This is a genomic window from Nocardia sp. bgisy134, from assembly GCF_057708325.1.
In genome coordinates this window covers 31,327-48,278 of sequence record NZ_JBYIRW010000019.1, presented here as the reverse complement: position 1 = coordinate 48,278, position 16,952 = coordinate 31,327, and the positions used below count along the sequence as shown (strand labels likewise).

The window sequence follows — 16,952 nt, the reverse complement described above, 5'->3', positions numbered from 1 at the left end:
TGCCGTCCGCGGCGGCACTCCGGGGTCAGGACGATTCGGCCGAAAAGGCCCGGTGCAGGGGTAGATCGGCGTCGATGACGATGCCGTTGAGACGGGCGTTGGCCTCGGCGAGCGCCGAGACGATCTCGGCGATGTAGGCGACGAACTTCTCGATCGGCATCGTGTTGGCCTGGAGTCGATTCGCGCCGAGCCACCAGTCGGTGGCCGAGGCGACCGCACCGAATATCGAATAGTTGACGAGCTCGACACTCGCCACGTCGATCGACTCGTCCTCGACCAGACCGGCGAACAGCTCGGCGGCCCGGCGCGCCGACTGCCTGGCCGATTGCAACGCCCGCTCGGACTCGTCGGCCTGCTGGGTGAAGTGACTGTGCAGCATGAAACGGAAGACGTTCGGGTGCTCGGTGACCACCAGGGCGTACTCCGCCGCGCCGCGGCGCACCAGTTCGCGAGCCGAGTCGTCGGTGAGGTCGATGCTCGAGATGATGCGCTCCCACAGCATGTCGCGCACCCGGTCGACGATGGCGTTGTAGAGGTCGGTCTTGTCCTCGAAGTGCCGGTACAGCTTGGGCTTCGCGGCGCCCGCTTCCTTGGCGATATCGCCCATGCTGACGTCGGGGCCGAACTTGTCCAGCGCACGGAACGCCGCGTCGACGAACTCGTCACGCACCTTCACCCGATGCGCACGCCACCGCTCGGTGCGGGCGTCGACCCGCTTGGGCCGCGCCTTGTCGATTTCCCGGCGGCTGTGCATCACGGCTCCGACCGTACCAATTCCTTACTCGACCTCGGGCAACTCGGTCGGAACCGGAAAAGGCGGGGTGCTCTTGCCCGTGATACGAAAGCGCCGCCACGGATCGGGATCGCCGACATAGCCCTCGCGGGCGCTGTGTTCGGTGCGGATGGTGACCCTGGTGCGCGGCTCGTCACCGAGCGCGGCGGAGAGGTCGTCGTTCGGGCGAATCCGGCCGAACCACCGGTAGATGCCGTCGATCGGTTCCCGATAGCCGCGTAGTTCGACCTGCACCGGGATCTCGCGGCCGTGCACGACGAGGGTCGCCGCGCCCAGGTAATCGGATCCCGCGTGCGGACTGTCGGCGAAGGCGTTGTTCATCCCGGCTCCTGCGTTCGCTCGTAAGGCCCCACTCGACCTCGACCGTTGACATCGAGTGAGACGTAGGACACACTCGTCAATGTACACGGAACTAGCGGTACTGGGTACTAGGAGTTCCGCATTCGCGGGAACCTCGTTCCTCCGCCGTTCCGGCACAGCGGATTGAAACCCAGCACAGAGAGCTGGTGGGGACAATGACGTCCAGCCACGACTACGGCTTCCGGCCCGCCACCACGCCGTCCGGTGCGGCCGTGCGGCGGCGCCGTCATATCGGCGATCGGCAGACCACCGCGCGGCGGCTGCTGTTCGCGGGCGCCGCCGCGGCCGCCTACGATCCCGATCTCGACATCGACTGGGACGCGGCGCCCGATCCCGCGAAGCATTGGCTTCCGCCGGAACGTGTTTCGCTGTACGGCAGCAGGCTCTGGGAGCGGCTGACCCCCGAGCAGCGGCGCGAACTCGGCAAGCACGAGCTGGTCAGCATGCTCGGCATCGGCATCTACGCGCAGTCGATGCTGTCCATGCTGATGTTCCGCGACGTCATCGAAAGCCGCGATCCCGTCGACGATCACACGCGATTCACGCTCGCGGCGATTCACGACGAGAGCCGCAACTCCACCATGTACAGCAGGCTGATCAACGCGACCGGCCTGCCGCCCTACCGGCTGCCCGCGCCGCTGCGCGCGCTGACCAAGCTCACGCTGTGGATCCCGGACGGTCCCACCGCGCTCGGCTTCCGCCTGCTCGTCGAGGAGATGGCGGCTCAGCTGCTGCGCGAGCTCACCGCCGATCCGGACATCCAGCCCCACCTGCGCCAGCTGGCCGTGCTGCACGCCGCCTCCAGCGCGCGCCACATCGAGGCGACGCGCGCGGAGTTGTTGCGCGCCATCGACTCTCGCGGCCCGATTCGCGCTGCATTGCATCGTTGGATGCTCAGCGCCGTGGTCGCCGTCGCCTACGCGACGCTCGTGCACCCGGCGGTGTATCGCGCCGTCGGCATCCATCCGCTCGCCGGCGCCGCGGCCGCGGTCACCACCGGCGCCTATCGACGCAACGCACGCGCCGCGACGGCGACCGTGCGCGATTTCCTCCGCGAAACGCACCGGCCCCAGGGCATGTCGGACGTTCGCTCGATCACGAACGGGAGAGCGGTGCGATGACCACCGAAGCCGAACCCATCGTCACCACCGCGGGCGCCTCGACGGTACGTCGCAAGACCGTCGGCGACCGGCAGAAGACAGCCCAGCGCCTGCTGCGCTCCTCCGCCGAGCGCGCCTACGACGGCGAGGTCGACATCGATTGGGACGCGCCGATCGAGCCGGGCAAGCACTGGATGCCGGAACACCGGCAGTCGCTGTACGGCACCGCGCTGTGGGAACGACTCACCCCGGAGCAGCGCACCGAACTCGGACTGCACGAGCTGGTCAGCGTGCTCAGCTTCGGCATCTTCGCGGAGGCGGGGCTGAGCACGATGCTCTTGCGCACCGTGCTGGAGAGCGAGCAGCTGGTGGACGATCACACCCGCTACGCGCTCGCCGAGATCGGCGAGGAGACGAGGCATTCCACGATGTTCAGCCGCCTGGTGAATCTCACCGGACTGCGGCCGTATCTGCTGCCGAAGACCGGGCGCAAGCTCGGCCGCCTCGCCGCCTTCATCCCGCTCGGCCCTTCTGCTTACGCGGGCACCCTGTTGATCGAGGAGATCTTGGACCGGTTGCAGCGTGAGGCCATGAACGATCCGGACCTGCAACCCCATGTGCGCCAGCTGATGAAGATCCACGTGCTGGAGGAGGCGCGCCACATCACCTACGCCCGTGAGGAATTGGTGCGCGCCATCGAGGCGCGCGGCAAGGTGTCCAACGCCTTCCACCGCGTGGTCTTCGCGGTGATGGTGCTCGGCGTGTATCCCGTGCTGATCAATCCGCGCGTGTACCGGTCGGTGGGCATCGATCCGCTACGCGGCTTCCTCGCCGCGTTCACCTCACCGAACTTCCAGGTGAACGCGACCTTCGCGGGCGAGCCGCTGCTGCGTTTCGCCCACGAGGTGGGCATGCTCGACGGCGCGGTGACGCGGCGGCTCTACCGCATGTCGCGCAGTGTGCCGCAGGACATTCTCGACGACCTCGACCGCCGCGCGGCGGCATGACCCGAGGGAAGTGATGCTATGTCGGCGCGGCATTCGGCTCCGGTGCGCACCGGGGTACTGATCATCGGCAGTGGATTCTCCGGCCTCGGCATGGGGATCGCGCTGGACAAGGCGGGACTCGGCGACTACCTGATCGTGGAGAAGGCCGACGACATCGGCGGCACCTGGCGAGACAACACGTATCCGGGCTGCGCCTGCGATGTGCCGACCCACCTGTACTCGTATTCCTTCGAGCCACGCTCGAATTGGCGACGGCTGTTCTCCGAGCAGCCGGAGATCTTCGACTATCTCCAGGAAGTCGCGGACAAGTATCGGTTGCGCCACCGTATCCGATTCGGCGAGCACATGGTTCGCGGGTACTGGGCCGAGGACGAACGGCGCTGGCACGCGTTCGGCGCCGACGGCCAGGAGTACGTCGCGCGTTTCATCGTCTCGGCCATCGGAGCGCTGCACATTCCGAGCATCCCGCAGTTCCCGGGCAGTTCCGAATTCGGGGGCGCCGCCTTCCATTCGGCGCAGTGGGACCACGGGGCCGACCTGCGCGGCAAGCGGGTGGCGGTGATCGGGACCGGGGCGAGCGCGATCCAGTTCGTGCCGGAGATCGTGGACGAAGTGGGCGCGCTGACGGTGTTCCAGCGCACCGCACCGTGGGTGCTGCCGCGCGCCGACGTCGTCTTCTCCGATCGGTTCCGCACCGCGCTGCGACGGGTGCCCGGACTGCGCTTCGCGCTGCGCAACGGCATCTACTGGGGCGCGGAGGTCGCCGCCTACGCGATGACCCGCAGGCCCGACCTGCTGAAGACGCTGGAATGGTTCGGCAAGCGGCACATCGCGCGCCAGATCGCCGATCCCGCGCTGCGCGCCGCGGTGACGCCCGACTACCGCGCGGGCTGCAAGCGATTGCTCGGCTCGGACACCTATTATCCGGCGCTGGCCGATCCCAAGACGACGGTGGTCACCGACCGCATCGACCACTTCACCGCCGGGGGCATCGTCACCGCGGACGGCGTCGAGCACCCGGCCGACGTGATCGTCTACGGCACCGGATTCCATGTCATCGATTCGTTCACCACCCTGTCCATCACCGGCCGCGACGGCGTCGACCTGGCCGCGCGCTGGACCGTGGAGGGCGTGCAGGCACACCGCGGGATCACCGTGGCGGACATGCCGAATGCCTTCTTCCTGCTCGGCCCGAACACGGGGCTCGGCCACAACTCGGTCATCTTCATGATCGAGTCGCAGATCCACTACGTGCTGGACGCGATCCTGCAGGTGCGAGCGCGCGGCGCGGCGGCGCTGGTGCCCCGGCGGACGGCGCAGGACCACTTCAACGCCGAACTCCAGCGGAAGCTGGGCCGCTCGGTGTGGAACACCGGCGGCTGCCGCAGCTGGTATCTGGACGAGCACGGCAACAACCGAACGCTGTGGTCCGGCTTCACCTGGCAGTACTGGCTACAGACCAGGCGGCTGCGGCCGGACGAGTACGAGTTCATCGGACCCGCGCCGAGCGTCCCGGCGCGACCGACCGTCGTGCTGGAAAACCGTCCCGCCCAAACCTTCCCGACCACGATCACCGGTAGCTGAAGGGGGATATCTCATGCGCCACTTCGACAACAAGGTCGCCGTCATCACCGGCGCGGGCTCCGGCATCGGCCGGGCGCTCGCGCTGGAGCTGGCCCGCCACGGCAGCCGCCTCGCGCTGTCCGATATCGACACCGGCGCGGTCGCCGACACCGCGGGTCGCTGCGAAAAGCTCGGCGCCACCGCGATTCCCTATCAGCTCGACGTCGCGCAGCGGACCGCGGTCTACGCGCACGCCGAGGACGTCCGCACCGAGTTCGGCGGCGTCGACCTGGTGGTGAACAACGCCGGGGTGGCGCTCAGCGCCGACGTCCTCGACATGGACTGGGACGATTTCGACTGGGTGATGAACATCGACTTCTGGGGCGTCGCGCACGGCACGAAGGCCTTCCTGCCCGATGTGATCGCCTCCGGCGACGGACACATCGTCAACATCTCCTCGGTCTTCGGTCTGATGGGAATACCGTCCCAAAGCGCGTACAACGCCGCCAAATTCGCGGTGCGCGGCTTCACCGAGGCGTTGCGGCAGGAAATGCGCATCGCCGGATATCCGGTCGGGGTGACCTGCGTTCATCCCGGCGGCGTGTCGACCGAGATCGCGGTGAACGCGCGCGGCATACCGGACAACGTCGATCGGGAGACGGTGCGCCGCGGCTTCGAGCTGATCACCATGACCAGCCCGGAAACGGCCGCGAAGATCATCCTGCGCGGCGTGCGCAAGAACAAGGCGCGCGTGCTCATCGGGCCGGACGCCCGCGGCTTCGACCTGATCCCGCGGCTGCTCGGGCCGCACTACGAGGATCTCGGCGTGCCGCTGTACCGGCTGGGCAAGCGGGCCGCGAGCCGGTTCGGCATCGAGCTGTAGGCGGGACCGATGACGCGGGCCAATTCCCATGTGCACACCCTGGAAGTGGTGGAGGTGATCGAGGAGACGGATGCGGCGGTTTCGCTGGTGTTCGAGATTCCCGACGCGCTCGTCTCTCGATTCCGTTACCACCCGGGGCAATTCCTCACCCTCGAGGTGCCGAGCGACCGCACCGGATCGGTGGCCCGCTGCTATTCGCTGTCCAGCTCACCGCACTCGGACGACGACGCGATCGTCACGGTGAAGCGCACGCCCGGCGGCTACGCCTCGAATTGGCTGTGCGACAACGTGTCCGTGGGCATGCGGCTGCGGGTGCTCGCGCCGTCCGGGGTGTTCGTGCCGAAATCGCTGGACGCCGATCTGCTGCTGCTGGCGGCGGGCAGCGGCATCACCCCGATCATGTCCATCGCGAAGTCGGCGCTGATCGCAGGTTCGGGCACGGTGCTGCTGATCTACGCGAACGACGACGCGGGCGCGGTGATCTTCGGCGCGGAACTGGAGGACATCGCGGTCGAATTCCCGGATCGGTTCACGGTGGTGCACTGGCTGGTCGACGAGCGCGGCGTGCCGACGACGCCCGCGCTGCGTGACCTGCTGCTCCCCTACCCACGCTACGACGCGTTCCTCTGCGGCCCAGCGCCTTTCATGGCAGCGTGCACCGCTGCGCTGCGCGCGATCGGCATGCCGGAGTCGCACATCCACCACGAGAAGTTCCAGTCGTTGACCGGCGATCCGTTCGCCGACATCGAACTGCCCGGCGCGCCCACCGAATCCGGCGCGGCAACCGCCACCGTCACACTCGACGGACGCACGCTGGAACTGCCGTGGCCGCGCACCCGCACGCTGCTCGAGGTGCTGCTGGCCAACGGCTACGACGCGCCGTTCTCCTGCCGAGCGGGCGAGTGCAGTGCGTGCGCGTGCACGGTCCGCGCGGGCGAGGTGCGGATGCTGCGCAACGAGACGCTGGTCGACGCCGATCTCGCACTCGGCCTGACCCTCGCGTGCCAGTCCGTGCCTGTCTCCGACCGCGTCCACATCGACTTCGATCAGTAGTCGATTGCCGAAACGGCAAAGAATCTGGCACGGCTTCTCGACCTGCGTGCACCATGCTCTTGCGGGTTCCCCCGCGGTCCATCACCGGCATACGCAGGTCAGGAGAGGCGTTCGATGACCGAAACCACCGCTCAGGAGTACTGGGAAGACTTCTACCGTGAGCGCGAGCAGATGTGGACCGGGAAACCGAATGTGTTGCTGGTCCGCGAAGCCGCCGATCTCGCGCCTGGCGCCGCGCTCGACCTGGGCTGCGGCGAGGGCGGCGACGCCATCTGGCTGGCCGAGCGTGGCTGGCGGGTGCTGGCGGCCGATGTGTCGGCCACCGCGTTGGAACGGGCGGCCGAGCGCGCTGCCGCGGCGGGCGTCGGGGACCGAATCACTTGGGAGCGGCACGATCTCGCGCATTCCTTCCCCGAGGGCTCGTTCGATCTGGTGTCGGCCCAGTTCCTGCATTCGCCGGTCGCCGCGGACGGCGAACGCGACAAGATCTTGCGGCTCGCCGCCGAGGCCGTCGCGCCCGGCGGTGTGCTGATCGTCGTGGCGCACGCGGGCTGGCCGACCTGGATGACCGAGCCGCCGTTCTTCGAATTCCCGACCATCCCCGGCACGCTCGCCGCCCTCGATCCGAAGCCAGGGGAATGGCGGGTCGAGACCGAGGAGGTCGTCGGTCGCGAATGGCCCGGTCCCGAGGGGCAGGACGGCCGCAGGGAGGACACGGTGCTGCGTATCCGCCGCCTGCGCTAGGCGTACATCCGGCCACGCGCAGGGCTGAGGATGGACTGCGGCAGTGGGCGTACCTCCGCCTTCGCTTCCGCCATGCCGCGGCGCTGGGGACGTCCGGCGCGTGGACGTTAACGTACCCAGCAACCTCACAGCCCGGTCCCAGCGTCACGGCAGCTACACCGCCGACGGTGGGAGCATGACCGAAACCGTGGCCGTCGCCAGCGCGGCGCAGCAGAATCGAGCCACGGGCCGACCGCCCGTGCTCGACGTGGTGATTCCCGTCTACAACGAGGAGACCGACCTGGGCATCTGCGTGCAGCGACTGCACGCGTACCTGGGCGGCGGCTTCCCCTTCCCGGCGCGTATCACCATCGCCGACAACGCGAGCACCGACGCGACTCTCCAGGTCGCCCTGCTGCTCGCGGCCGAATACGACGACGTGCGCGTGGTGCACCTGGACGCCAAGGGCCGCGGCCGGGCGCTGCGCGCCGTGTGGGAGCACTCCGACGCGCAGGTCGTCGCCTATTTGGACGTCGACATGTCCACCGACCTCGACGCACTGCTGCCCCTGGTGGCTCCGCTGGTCTCCGGCCACTCCGACCTGGCCATCGGCACCCGCCTGACCGCGGGCTCGCGGGTGGTGCGCGGACCGAAGCGCGAGTTCATCTCCCGCAGCTACAACCTGATCCTGAAGGCCGCGCTGCGCACCGGGTTCTCCGACGCGCAGTGCGGTTTCAAGGCGACGCGCACCGATGTCGCTCGGCGGCTGCTGCCGCTGGTGCAGGACGGCGAATGGTTCTTCGACACCGAACTGCTGGTGCTCGCCGAACGCGCGGGTCTGCGCATCCACGAGGTGCCGGTGGACTGGATCGACGATCCCGACAGCCGCGTCGACATCGTCGACACCGCGCGCAAAGATCTTCAAGGCATCTGGCGGCTCGGCCGGGCCATGGCCACCGGCGCGCTGCCGCTGGACGACGTGCGGCGGGCCATCGGGCGGGAACCGCTGGTACCAGGCGTGCCGCTGGGCATGGTGGGTCAGGTGGTACGGTTCGCGCTCATCGGCGTCGCCTCGACGGTCGGGTACCTGCTGCTCTACTTGTTGTGGCAACCGCTGACCGGGCCGCAGGCGGCGAATTTCCTCGCGCTACTGGTGACGGCCGTCGGCAACACCGCGGCCAACCGCGCCTTCACCTTCGGTATGCGCGGCACGAACGGCGTTGTCGCACACCAATTCCAGGGACTGCTGCTCTTCGGGTTCGGCCTGCTGGTCACGAGCGGTTCGCTGTTCGCGCTGCATCGCTGGGCGCCGGACGCGCCCGTGCACTGGGAACTGCTGGTGCTGGTGGTCGCCAATCTCGTGGCGACCCTGGCGCGGTTCGTCGGATTGCGCTGGGTCTTCCGGCACGCGGGCGGCCGGCAGTACCGGACGACCGTGGTGGACGAGGGCCGCTGATGAGCACCGCGACGCTGACCCCGCCGAAATCCATTTCGCTTCAGCAGAACTCGAGGCTGCCGAAGCGCAATCGCTGGGAGTACCCGGCGCTCGCCGCGCTGCTCATCGGAACCGGCGTGGCCTACCTCTACAACCTCGGCGTGAACGGCTGGGCGAACGCCTTCTATTCGGCCGCCGTACAAGCGGGTTCGCAGTCGTGGATCGCCTTCTTCTTCGGCTCCTCCGATGCGGGGAACTCGATCACCGTCGACAAACCGCCCGCCTCGCTGTGGCTGATGGAACTCGCGGTGCGCCTGTTCGGCCTGAGCAGCTGGAGCATTCTGGTGCCGCAGGTGCTGCTCGGCGTCGGCACGGTGGCATTGCTGTGGGCGACGGTGCGCCGTTCGTTCGGGCCCGCCGCGGGCCTGCTCTCCGGGCTCGTCCTCGCTGTGACTCCCGTTGCCGCGCTGATGTTCCGGTTCAACAACCCCGACGCGCTGCTGGTGTTCCTGATGGTCGCCGCGGCCTGGGCCATGCTGCGCGCGGTGGCGGACGGACGCTGGCGCTGGCTCGTGCTCGCAGGCGCTTTCATCGGTTTCGGATTCCTGGCCAAACAGTTGCAGGTGCTGCTCGTGGTGCCCGCGCTGGCGCTGACCTATCTGATCGCGGGTCCGCCCGCGCTGGGCAAGCGGATCGCGCAGCTGTGCGCGGCGGGCGCCGCGATGGTGGTGGCGGCGGGCTGGTGGCTGCTGGCGGTGGAGCTCTGGCCCGCGTCCTCGCGGCCGTGGATCGGTGGCTCCCAGAACAATTCGATCCTGGAGCTGACGCTCGGCTACAACGGACTCGGCCGCCTCAACGGCAACGAGACCGGCAGCGTCGGCCCCAGCGCGGAAGGCGGCCGGGGCATGATGTGGGGAGACACCGGCATCACCCGGCTGTTCGAACCCGCGCAGGGCGGGCAGATCGCCTGGCTGATCCCCGCGGCTCTGGTAGCGCTGATCGCCGGGATCGTTCTGTGCGGCAGAGGTCCTCGAATCGACGGCAGACGAGCCGCGCTGGTGCTGTGGGGCGGATGGCTGCTGGTGACCGGCCTGGTCTTCAGCTTCATGGCGGGGATCTTCCACCAGTACTACACCGTCGCGCTGGCGCCCGCGATCGCGGCGTTGACCGGATCCGGTGCGGTCCTGCTCTGGCGCGAACGGGACCGGGTCCTGGCTCGGGTGGCGCTGGCCCTCGCTACCGGCGTGACGACCGCGACCGCCTGGATATTGCTCTCGCGCAGTGTCGACTTCGTGCCGTGGCTGCGGTGGGCCGTACTGGCGGTGGGTGTCGCCGCGACGGTGGCGCTGCTGTTTCCCTTGGGGCGCAAGCGTTCCCTCGCGGCCGCGTTGACCGTCGCGTTCGTCGGCCTGGCCGGTCCGGTCGCGTACACCGCGCACACGTTGGCCACACCGCATTCCGGTCCGATCCCGTCGGCGGGTCCGAGTGTCGGCTTCGGCTTCGGCGGTCGCCCCGGCGGACCGGGCGACGGTGGCGGTATGCGTGGTGGACCGATGATGCCAGGGCGCAACGGAAGCGACGGGGCACTGCGCGGCGCGCCAGGAGCGCCCGGCATGACTCCGGGGGGCGGCGCCCCCGCGATTCCGGGCGGTACGGCCACAGGTCCGAACGGCACGGCGCCGTCGCAGTCGGGTGACGGAACTATGGGCGGCCCAGCCGGTTTCGGCGGTCCGGGCGGCGGGTTCATGAGCGCAAGCATGCCCGGCGATCGACTGATCGCGTTGCTCGAAGACGACGGCGACGCCTACACCTGGGTGGCGGCGACGGTCAGCTCCAATCAGTCGGCGGGCTATCAGCTCGCCACCGAGCTGCCCGTGATGCCGATAGGCGGCTTCAACGGCACCGATCCGTCGCCGACGCTGGCCCAGTTCCAGCAGTACGTGGCCGAGGGCAAGATTCACTACTTCCTCGGCGGCGAGGACAACCGCCCGAACGGCGGCGAGTCGTCGGAGGGCGCGAAGATCACCGCATGGGTGCGGGGCAACTTCACCGCCCAAGAGGTGGACGGCGTCACCGTCTACGACCTGACGGCACGCTGAAAAACCGCTGCGCACAGGCTCTTTCGAGATCCGGTGCGCAGCGGCGTTGGGCAATGCGCGGCGTCATCGAACAGCACGCGGCGTCATCGAATACTGCGCAGCAGCTCGCACACCGCACAGCGGTGTCGAACATTCAGCGCGGCGGCGTCGAGCATTCAGTTGGCGGCCGAGTACGTCGCTTCGACCCACTCCGCGAACGTCGGACCCGCCAGGGTGGCGTGCGGACCGGCCAGCAGTGTGCCGTCCTCGAACCGCTCGCGGTCGGGGTTGGCCGGGTCGCTCATCTCCTGCACCCGGACCGCGTCACCGCGCCGGGCGGCGAGCAGCGCGGCCGCGCCCGCCATGGTCTCCGGCTGGGGTCCGGCGATCTCAGGGAACGGTCCGTCGGTGGTCTCCGGGGCCGGGTTCACGGCCAACTCGACGAGTTTCTCGGCGACGGCGCGGGCGGCCACCAGCTGGGTGCGCATGTTCGGCAGGTAGGCGACCTCACCCTGGGTGCCCCACTGCATCATCACCTCGACCAGCTCGTGGAACTGCGCGGCCCGCAGGATCTGCACCGGCAGCGGGCCTTTCGCCAGCTCCTGCTCGTGCGCCAGCTTCGCGGCGTTGTAGCCCGCGACCGTGCTGTCGATGCCGATGATGGACACCACGACCAACCGCTCGACCCCTGCCTCGCTGCCCGCCTCGTGCAGGTTGCGCGCGGCGGCGGTGAAGAACGCGGTGGCGACGTCCTTGTCGGCGGAGGGCGTACTCGAGGCGTCGATCACCACGTCCACCCCGGCCAGCGCCTCGACGAGGCCCGCGCCGGTCTCGATGTCCACGCCGTTGGCGCGGGAGAAGGCCACCACCTCGTGTCCCTGCTCGTTCAGCACGTCGACGACGTGACGGCCAAGACGTCCGGTGGCTCCGGCGACGGCGATCTTCTTGCTGGCGTTCATGTCCTGCTCCTTGTGTTCCGCTGCGGCGGTGTTCCGCGTTCACAGGGAGGACGACACGGGGCCGACGAGTGTGACATCGCGCAGAACATGCAGGTCAGGAGCTACTCAGCGCGGAGCAGCACTATTCGGGAGCCGCACTGCGTAAGAACCGCACAACCCGAGAGCCGCACAACGCGGAAGCCGCGCCATGCGAGAGCCGCACAGCGCAGGAGCATGGTTCAGCAGCCGCGCAGTGCAGACCTCAGCGTGGCGTGGTGAGGGCAGAATGCAGTGTCGCCGACCACTGCTGGACGATCTCCTTGCGACGGGCCGAGTCGTCGGTGAGGACGTCGGCGAGACCGAGCCCGCGAGCCAGGTCGAGGGTCGCCTGCACCAAGTGGTGCGCGACGGGATCGGAGTCGTCGACGCCGAGCGCCTCGACGGCCCTGCGGTGCGCGACGCGACCGAACTTCGCCTCCAAGGGCACGATGCGCTCGCGGAGCACCGGATCGGCGGCGGCGTGCGTCCACACCTGCAACGCCGCCTTGAACAGCGGCGAGGTGTAGGACTCGACCAGTCCGGCCACGACGGCCTCCGTCCGGCCCACGCCCTCGGCCACCCCCGCGATCGTCCGCGCCTCCGTCTTGGCCTGGTCCATGCGGGTGTCGAACATGTACTCCAGCGCGCCGGTGATCAGATCCTCCCTGGTCGGGAAGTGGTGCTGGGCGGCACCGCGCGACACCCCCGCCCGTTCGGCGACCACCGCGACCGTGGCGGCGGCCCAGCCCATCTCGGCCAGGCAGTCGATGGTCGCCTCTAGCAGCCGCTGCCGTGTCGCTCGGCTGCGGTCCTGCTTGGGTTCGTGGGGTGTCGCCATGGCGCTATTCTGCCCAGCTCGGTGCGCGCCGCTGCAGGAAGGCCAGCATCCCCTCGTGCACCTCGGGGGTGCCGAAGAAGCTCGCCGAACGCCGCGCGAGTTCTTCGGCGGAGGCGTCGAACCCGGCCAGGATGTCCGCGTTGACCAGGCGCTTGGCCTCGGCCAGGCCCTGCGGGGAACCCTTGCGCAGCTCACCGATCAGCCGTGCGACCTCGGCCGCCGGGTCGTCTGCGGTAATCGTGACCAGCCCGATCTCGGTGGCCGCCTCGGCGCCGAACTTCTCGCCGGTCAGGTAGTAGCGGCTCGCCGCGCGCGGGGTCAGCCGCGGCAGCAGGGTGAGCGAGATCATGAAAGGCGCGAGGCCGATTCGCACCTCGGTGAGCGCGAAGGAGCTGCCGGGCCCGGCCACCACCAGATCGCAGGCCGCGACGATGCCCATGCCGCCCGCGCGCACGTTACCGTCGATCTGCGCGATCACCGGCTTCGGGATCTCCACGAGCCTGCGCAACACGTCGATCATCACGCGGGTGCGCTGGTCGGCGGCCACCGCGGGGTCGGCGTCGCTGGCCTCGCTGAGGTCGGCGCCCGCGCAGAAGGTGTTGCCGGTGTGCGCGAGCACGATGCCGCGCACCGCGGGATCGGCGGCCGCGTCGTCCAGGCCGCGGAGCAGGTCGGCGACCAGGCGCGAGGACAGCGCGTTGCGGTTGTGCGGCGAGTCGAAGGTGAGGACCGCGAAGCCGTCGCGGATCTCGTAGCGAACGAGCGGCGCGGTGGAAGTGTCGGTCATCGGGTCTCCTGTGATTCGTCGATCGGGGGATCCCGCTCCGTCTTTCGGATCGTCGCGAAACCGCGCTCGAGGTTCCGGACGGAGCGGGATCGACTGCGTCAGTAGGACTTCGGCAGACCCAGCGAGAACTGGGCGACGAAGTTGAGCACCATCTCACGGCTGACCGGGGCGATACGGCCGATACGGGATGCCGCGAGCATGGCCGCGAGTCCGTAGTCCGCGGTGAGACCCGCGCCGCCGTGCGTCTGGATCGCCTGGTCCAGCGCCTTGATGCTGGCCTCGGCCGCCGCGTACTTGGCCATGTTCGCGGCCTCGGCGGCGCCCATCTCCTCGCCGGCGTCGTAGAGCGTGGCGGCCTTCTGCATCATCAGCTTGGCCATCTCCAGCTCGATCTTCACCTGCGCCAGCGGATGCGAAATGCCCTGGTGCGCACCGATCGGCGTCTTCCAGACGGTGCGCTCCTTGGCGTATTCCACCGCGCGATCGATGGCGTAGCGGCCGAGGCCGACGGCCATCGCGGCGCCCATGATGCGCTCCGGGTTCAGACCGGCGAACAGCTGCATCAGCGCCGCGTCCTCCTTGCCGACCAGGGCGCTGGACGGCAGGCGGACGTCGTCGAGGAACAGGTTGAACTGGTGGTCCGGCTCGATGATGTCCATCTCCTGCGCCGTCTTGGTGAAGCCGGGAGCGTCGGTCGGGACGATGAACAGGGCGGGCTTGAGCTTGCCGGTCTTGTGGTCCTCGGTGCGCGAGACGATCAGCACCGCCTCGGCCTGGTCCACGCCGGAGATGAAGATCTTGCGGCCGTTGAGGATCCAGTCGTCACCGTCGCGGCGGGCCGTGGTGGTGATCTGGTGCGAGTTCGATCCGGCGTCCGGCTCGGTGATGCCGAAGACCATCTTGCCCGAGCCGTCGGCGAGCTTGGGCAGCCAGTGCTGCTTCTGCTCGTCGGTGCCGTACTTGGTGATGATGGTGCCGCAGATGGCGGGCGAGACCACCATGAGCAGCAGGCCCGCGCCCTGCGCCGACAGCTCCTCCATCACCAGCGCCAGCTCGTACATGCCGGCGCCACCGCCGCCGTACTCCTCGGGCAGGTTCACCCCGAGGAAGCCGAGTTTGCCCGCCTCGTCCCACAATTCGGTGAGCGGCTCGCTCTTGCGCGCCTTGGGCAACACGTAGTCGCGGTAGCTGTACTTCGCGGCGAGCGCGGCCACCGCGGCCCGCAGCTGCTTGCGCTCGTCGGATTCGATGAAACTCATGGGGTTACTGCTCCTGGTTCTCGTTGACCGCGTCGTCGGGATCCACGACGGCAAGGACTGCGCCGATGTCGACCTGCTGGCCGACGGTGACATTGAGTGCGCTCAGCACACCGGAGGTGGGCGCGGCGATGGTGTGTTCCATCTTCATCGCTTCCAGCCACAGGATCGGCTGCCCGGCGTCCACCCGGCTGCCTGCCTCCGCGCCGAGCCGGATCACGCTGCCCGGCATGGGTGCTAGCAGCGAACCGGTGGCCACCTGGTCGGCCGGATCGCTGAAGCGCGGCAGCCTCCGTGCGCTCACCGGTCCGAGCGGTGAGTCGACGCAGACCAGATCGCCGTAGCGCGCGACGGTGAACACCCGCCGCACCGGTCCGTGTTCGCCGGGCACGCTCAGCACCACGCGCTCCGGGTTCAGCTCCACCAGCTCGACACCCTCATGGCCGTCCACCGTCACGCCGGAGCGGGTGAACCGGTAGCCGACCTCGTGCACGCCGCTGATGCGGCTCTCGTAGGACTTGCGCTGCGACTGCGAGGGCAGGTTGCGCCAGCCGCTCGGCAGCCCGCCGCTGGTCCGCGCCGCCGCACGGTTGGCCGCGGCGTCCGCGAGCGCGGCCGCGACGATGGACAGCGCCTCGTCGGCCTCGGACACCAAAGGCGCTGCGAGCGTAGACAATCCGTGCGTCTCGAAGAACGCCGTGTCGGTGTCGCCCGCCAGGAAGGCGGGGTGCCGCAGCACCCGCACCAGCAGGTCGCGGTTGGTCACCAGACCGTGAATGCGGGCCCGCTGCAAGGCCGAGGCCAGCAGTCGCGCCGCCTCGGTCCTCGTCTCCGCGTAGGAGATGACCTTCGACAGCATCGGGTCGTAGTGCACGCCGACGACCGAACCGTCGACGACGCCGGTGTCCAGGCGCACGCCCGCACGGTCGAGCAGATCGAATTCCGCCGTGACCGAGGGGATGTCGAGCCGGTGCACGGTGCCGCTCTGCGGCTGCCAGTCGTGCGCGGGGTCCTCGGCGTAGAGCCGGACCTCGATCGAATGCCCGCGCATGGCGGGTGGTTCCGCGGGCAGCCTGCCGCCCGCGGCCACCTCCAGTTGCAGGCGTACGAGATCCAGTCCCGTGGTGCACTCGGTGACCGGATGTTCCACCTGGAGACGGGTGTTCATCTCCAGGAAGAAGAAATCGCCCTGCTCGTCGGCCAGGAACTCGACGGTGCCCGCGCCGGTGTAGTCGATCGCGCCAGCGGCCAGCCGGGCCGCCTCGAACAGCCGCTCACGCATGCTCTGCCCATTGGCCATGCCCGCGGACCCTCCGTGGCCACGCTCCGCTACCGCCTCCGGGCCTGAAGCGCGCATGGCGTCGATGCGCTCCACCAGCGGCGAAGGCGCCTCTTCGACGACCTTCTGGTGGCGACGCTGAATGGAGCACTCGCGCTCGCCGACCGACCAGATCGTGCCGTGCGTATCGGCCATCACCTGGACCTCGATGTGCCTGCCGGTCTCCAGGTACCGCTCGCAGAACACGGTCGGATCGCCGAACGCGGACTCGGCCTCGCGCCGGGCCGCCGCGATCTGCGGTTCCAGGTCGGCGAGATCGCGCACCACCCGCATGCCGCGCCCACCGCCACCGGCGGACGCCTTGATCAGCACCGGCAGGTGCGCCTCGGTGACCTCGGTGGGATCCAGCTCGGCGAGGACCGGCACGCCCGCGGCGTCCATCATCTTCTTGGACGCGACCTTCGAGCCCATCTGCTCGATGGCCTCGATCGGCGGTCCGATCCACACCAGACCGGCCGCCTGCACCGCACGCGCGAATTCCGCGTTCTCCGAAAGGAATCCGTAGCCGGGGTGGATGGCATCGGCGCCCGCGCAGAGCGCGGCCGCCACGATCAGCTCGCCGCGCAGGTAGGTCTCGCCGGGCGTATTGCCGGGGAGCCGGACCGCGGCGTCGGCCTCGCCGACGTGCGGGGCCGCGGCGTCCGCGTCGGAGTACACGGCGACGGTCCCGAGGCCCATACGCCGACAGGTGGCGAAGACGCGACGGGCGATCTCCCCGCGGTTGGCGACCAGAACGGTCGAAATTGAATTCACGGCTGCC

At 69.1% G+C, this 16,952-nt stretch carries 15 protein-coding genes; 8 read left to right on the top strand and 7 right to left on the bottom strand.

The window, feature by feature from the left end:
- Window positions 1-25: 25 nt before the first annotated feature.
- Window positions 26-754, bottom strand: a complete 729-nt coding sequence (locus tag AC3ERS_RS28495) for a TetR/AcrR family transcriptional regulator (RefSeq protein ID WP_431971319.1) — start codon at window positions 752-754, stop codon at window positions 26-28.
- Between the two features lie 24 nt (window positions 755-778).
- Window positions 779-1,114: a DUF4873 domain-containing protein gene (locus AC3ERS_RS28490; protein ID WP_431971181.1), complete on the bottom strand. Its 336-nt coding sequence runs from the start codon at window positions 1,112-1,114 to the stop codon at window positions 779-781.
- 194 nt (window positions 1,115-1,308) lie between these two features.
- Here AC3ERS_RS28490 and AC3ERS_RS28485 point away from each other — a divergent pair, with 194 nt between their 5' ends.
- The 8 genes from AC3ERS_RS28485 to AC3ERS_RS28450 all read left to right on the top strand — a co-directional run bounded on the left by AC3ERS_RS28485 (window position 1,309) and on the right by AC3ERS_RS28450 (window position 11,016).
- Complete coding sequence (locus AC3ERS_RS28485) at window positions 1,309-2,274, top strand: diiron oxygenase (protein ID WP_431971180.1); 966 nt, start codon at window positions 1,309-1,311, stop codon at window positions 2,272-2,274.
- Entirely contained in the window at window positions 2,271-3,260 is a 990-nt protein-coding gene (locus AC3ERS_RS28480) for an AurF N-oxygenase family protein (protein WP_431971179.1), read from the top strand. Before AC3ERS_RS28485 ends, AC3ERS_RS28480 begins: the two co-directional genes overlap by 4 nt.
- Window positions 3,261-3,278: 18 nt before the next feature.
- Complete coding sequence (locus tag AC3ERS_RS28475; RefSeq protein WP_431971178.1) at window positions 3,279-4,844, top strand: flavin-containing monooxygenase; 1,566 nt, start codon at window positions 3,279-3,281, stop codon at window positions 4,842-4,844.
- 13 nt (window positions 4,845-4,857) lie between these two features.
- The gene (locus AC3ERS_RS28470) at window positions 4,858-5,706 is read left to right on the top strand and encodes an SDR family NAD(P)-dependent oxidoreductase (RefSeq protein WP_431971177.1); all 849 of its coding nucleotides are present in this window, start codon (window positions 4,858-4,860) and stop codon (window positions 5,704-5,706) included.
- A gap of 9 nt (window positions 5,707-5,715) precedes the next feature.
- Window positions 5,716-6,759 (top strand): 2Fe-2S iron-sulfur cluster-binding protein, encoded by a 1,044-nt coding sequence (locus tag AC3ERS_RS28465; RefSeq protein WP_431971176.1) that lies wholly within the window; start codon window positions 5,716-5,718, stop codon window positions 6,757-6,759.
- A 114-nt stretch (window positions 6,760-6,873) separates the two neighbouring features.
- Window positions 6,874-7,503: an SAM-dependent methyltransferase gene (locus tag AC3ERS_RS28460; RefSeq protein WP_431971175.1), complete on the top strand. Its 630-nt coding sequence runs from the start codon at window positions 6,874-6,876 to the stop codon at window positions 7,501-7,503.
- A 175-nt stretch (window positions 7,504-7,678) separates the two neighbouring features.
- Entirely contained in the window at window positions 7,679-8,938 is a 1,260-nt protein-coding gene (locus AC3ERS_RS28455; protein WP_431971174.1) for a glycosyltransferase, read from the top strand.
- Complete coding sequence (locus AC3ERS_RS28450) at window positions 8,938-11,016, top strand: glycosyltransferase family 39 protein (RefSeq protein WP_431971173.1); 2,079 nt, start codon at window positions 8,938-8,940, stop codon at window positions 11,014-11,016. The genes AC3ERS_RS28455 and AC3ERS_RS28450 overlap by 1 nt, the downstream gene beginning before the upstream one ends.
- Before the next feature lie 155 nt (window positions 11,017-11,171).
- On the opposite strand, the gene AC3ERS_RS28445 is transcribed toward AC3ERS_RS28450, so the two are convergent.
- The 5 genes from AC3ERS_RS28445 to AC3ERS_RS28425 all read right to left on the bottom strand — a co-directional run bounded on the left by AC3ERS_RS28445 (window position 11,172) and on the right by AC3ERS_RS28425 (window position 16,945).
- Window positions 11,172-11,954, bottom strand: coding sequence for an SDR family oxidoreductase (locus tag AC3ERS_RS28445; protein WP_431971172.1), 783 nt, complete (start codon window positions 11,952-11,954; stop codon window positions 11,172-11,174).
- Window positions 11,955-12,195: 241 nt separating this feature from the next.
- Window positions 12,196-12,810: a TetR/AcrR family transcriptional regulator gene (locus tag AC3ERS_RS28440; protein ID WP_431971171.1), complete on the bottom strand. Its 615-nt coding sequence runs from the start codon at window positions 12,808-12,810 to the stop codon at window positions 12,196-12,198.
- A gap of 4 nt (window positions 12,811-12,814) precedes the next feature.
- Window positions 12,815-13,597 carry an enoyl-CoA hydratase family protein gene (locus tag AC3ERS_RS28435; protein ID WP_431971170.1) on the bottom strand — a complete coding sequence of 261 codons (783 nt, stop codon included), beginning with the start codon at window positions 13,595-13,597 and terminating at the stop codon, window positions 12,815-12,817.
- Between the two features lie 98 nt (window positions 13,598-13,695).
- Window positions 13,696-14,856, bottom strand: coding sequence for an acyl-CoA dehydrogenase family protein (locus AC3ERS_RS28430; protein WP_431971169.1), 1,161 nt, complete (start codon window positions 14,854-14,856; stop codon window positions 13,696-13,698).
- Window positions 14,857-14,860: 4 nt separating this feature from the next.
- On the bottom strand, window positions 14,861-16,945 hold the full coding sequence (locus tag AC3ERS_RS28425) for an ATP-binding protein (protein ID WP_431971168.1): 2,085 nt from the start codon (window positions 16,943-16,945) through the stop codon (window positions 14,861-14,863).
- Window positions 16,946-16,952 lie beyond the last annotated feature (7 nt).